This is a genomic window from Streptomyces sp. SM10 (genome assembly GCF_002910915.1).
Lineage (GTDB): Bacteria > Actinomycetota > Actinomycetes > Streptomycetales > Streptomycetaceae > Streptomyces.
The window spans coordinates 1-2,230 of the sequence record NZ_NEUF01000027.1 but is presented as its reverse complement, the minus strand read 5'-3'; the positions used below and the strand labels follow the sequence as shown (position 1 = coordinate 2,230).

The 2,230-nt window shown below is 70.1% G+C and carries 2 protein-coding genes, 1 tRNA gene and 1 other RNA gene; 3 read left to right on the top strand and 1 reads right to left on the bottom strand.

What is annotated here, in order from left to right; translation table 11 throughout:
• On the top strand, positions 1-451 hold a 451-nt coding region (locus B9S57_RS01780), incomplete at its 5' end, for a tyrosine-type recombinase/integrase (protein ID WP_181011195.1).
• A gap of 90 nt (positions 452-541) precedes the next feature.
• Here B9S57_RS01780 and B9S57_RS01775 read toward each other — a convergent pair.
• Positions 542-629 (bottom strand) — tRNA-Ser (locus B9S57_RS01775).
• 120 nt (positions 630-749) lie between these two features.
• Between B9S57_RS01775 and ffs the strand changes: the two genes are divergently transcribed.
• Positions 750-846, top strand: an RNA gene (gene ffs / locus B9S57_RS01770) — signal recognition particle sRNA small type.
• A 79-nt stretch (positions 847-925) separates the two neighbouring features.
• Positions 926-2,230, top strand: a 1,305-nt coding sequence (locus tag B9S57_RS01765; RefSeq protein WP_146057700.1) for a DNA polymerase III subunit gamma and tau, incomplete at its 3' end; no start/stop codon positions are given.

Genomic DNA, 2,230 nt, shown 5'->3' with positions numbered 1-2,230 from the left:
GAAGTCGCGCGCCGGCCGACGCGTCATCGGTGTCCCCGACGAACTGGTGAGGCTGCTGGAGCTGCACCGCAGAGAGCAGGCACGCGAGCGGGCGATCGCAGGGGAGGACTGGCGAGAGTCCGGGTTCGTCTTCACCTCTCCCGTGGGCGAGCCGCTGGTGCCGAGCACGGACTACGGCACCTGGAAGCGGCTGCTGGCCGATGCGAAGGTTCGGGACGGGCGCCTGCACGATGCCCGGCACACCTCGGCGACGGTTCTGCTCATCCTCGGTGTCCCCGAACGGGTCGTGATGCAGATCATGGGCTGGTCGTCCACGGCGATGGCGGCCCGGTACCAGCACGTGACGGGCGGCATCCTCGCCGACGTCGCGCAGCGGGTCGGAGGACTCATCTGGGAAGTGGCCAAGGAGCCCGACGAGAGCGGCGCGGAGGGCTCCGCAGGGTCTCGATGAGACTGCAGATGAGACTACGGGCCTAGAGGAACGCCGAAGGGCCCCACCGCAAGCGGTGGGGCCCTTCGACGTATTGCCCGGTGAGAGCAATGGCGGAGGATACGAGATTCGAACTCGTGAGGGGTTGCCCCCAACACGCTTTCCAAGCGTGCGCCCTAGGCCACTAGGCGAATCCTCCGCGGCAAACAATACAAGACGTTGGAGGGTGCTCGCGAACACGTTCCCCGGAGATCGTTCCCGACCCTCTTCGGAGGGGGAGCGGGTGGACGGCGGGGGGCGGGGATCGGCTAAGGTGGGCGTCAGCCCCTCACGTGGCGCTATCTGACTGAACTCCCCCAGGGCCGGAAGGCAGCAAGGGTAGGTTGGCTCTGGCGGGTGCGTGGGGGGCCCTTGCGTGTCCGGGGTACTGGTGTCCCGCCGGGCGGCGGTCCCGGGCGGGACCGGTTGTCGGTCCGCCCCGATAACCTCGTATGTGTGTCGTCCCTTGCGCTGTACCGCCGCTATCGCCCCGAGTCCTTCGCCGAGGTCATCGGTCAGGAGCATGTCACTGACCCGCTGCAGCAGGCCCTGCGGAACAACCGGGTCAATCACGCGTACCTGTTCAGCGGGCCGCGCGGCTGTGGAAAGACGACCAGCGCGCGCATCCTCGCCCGCTGTCTGAACTGCGAGCAGGGGCCCACGCCGACCCCCTGCGGCGCGTGCCAGTCCTGCCAGGACCTGGCGCGCAACGGCCGGGGGTCGATCGATGTCATCGAGATCGACGCGGCGTCCCACGGTGGCGTGGACGACGCCCGTGACCTGCGGGAGAAGGCCTTCTTCGGGCCCGCGTCGAGCCGGTACAAGATCTACATCATCGACGAGGCGCACATGGTCACCCCGGCAGGGTTCAACGCCCTGCTGAAGGTGGTCGAGGAGCCGCCGGAGCATCTCAAGTTCATCTTCGCGACCACGGAGCCCGAGAAGGTCATCGGCACGATCAGGTCGCGTACGCACCACTATCCGTTCCGTCTGGTTCCCCCCGGGACCCTCCGCGGCTATCTCGCGGAGGTGTGCGGCAAGGAGAACAGCCTCGTCGAGGACGGTGTGCTGCCGCTCGTCGTGCGGGCCGGTGCGGGTTCCGTGCGTGACTCGATGTCCGTGATGGACCAGCTGCTGGCCGGAGCAGGCGACGACGGTGTGACATACGCCATGGCGACGTCGCTTCTCGGCTATACGGACGGGTCCCTGCTGGACTCCGTCATCGACGCCTTCGCGTCGGGCGACGGGGCGGCGGCCTTCGAGGTCGTCGACCGTGTGATCGAGGGCGGCAACGACCCGCGCCGCTTCGTCGCCGACCTGCTGGAGCGGCTGCGTGACCTGGTGATCCTGGCCGCCGTGCCGGACGCCGGGGAGAAGGGGCTCATCGACGCCCCCGCCGATGTGGTGGAGCGGATGCAGGCCCAGGCCTCCGTCTTCGGGGCCGCGGAGCTGAGCCGCGCCGCCGACCTGGTCAACGAAGGGCTCACCGAGATGCGCGGGGCGACCTCGCCCCGGCTCCAGGTCGAACTGATCTGCGCCCGGGTGCTGCTGCCCGCAGCCTTCGACGACGAGCGGTCGCTCCAGGCCCGGCTCGACAGGCTGGAGCGCGGGGCGGCGTCCTTCGCCGCGGCCGGTCCCGGGCCCGCCGTGGGATACGTGCCGGGTCCGGAGGCCCATGGGGCCGGTGTCGGGATGCCCGCCGCCGGTGCCGGAGGCCCCGCGGCGGCCCGTGCGGCGGTCCGGGGCGAGGTCCCGGCCGGT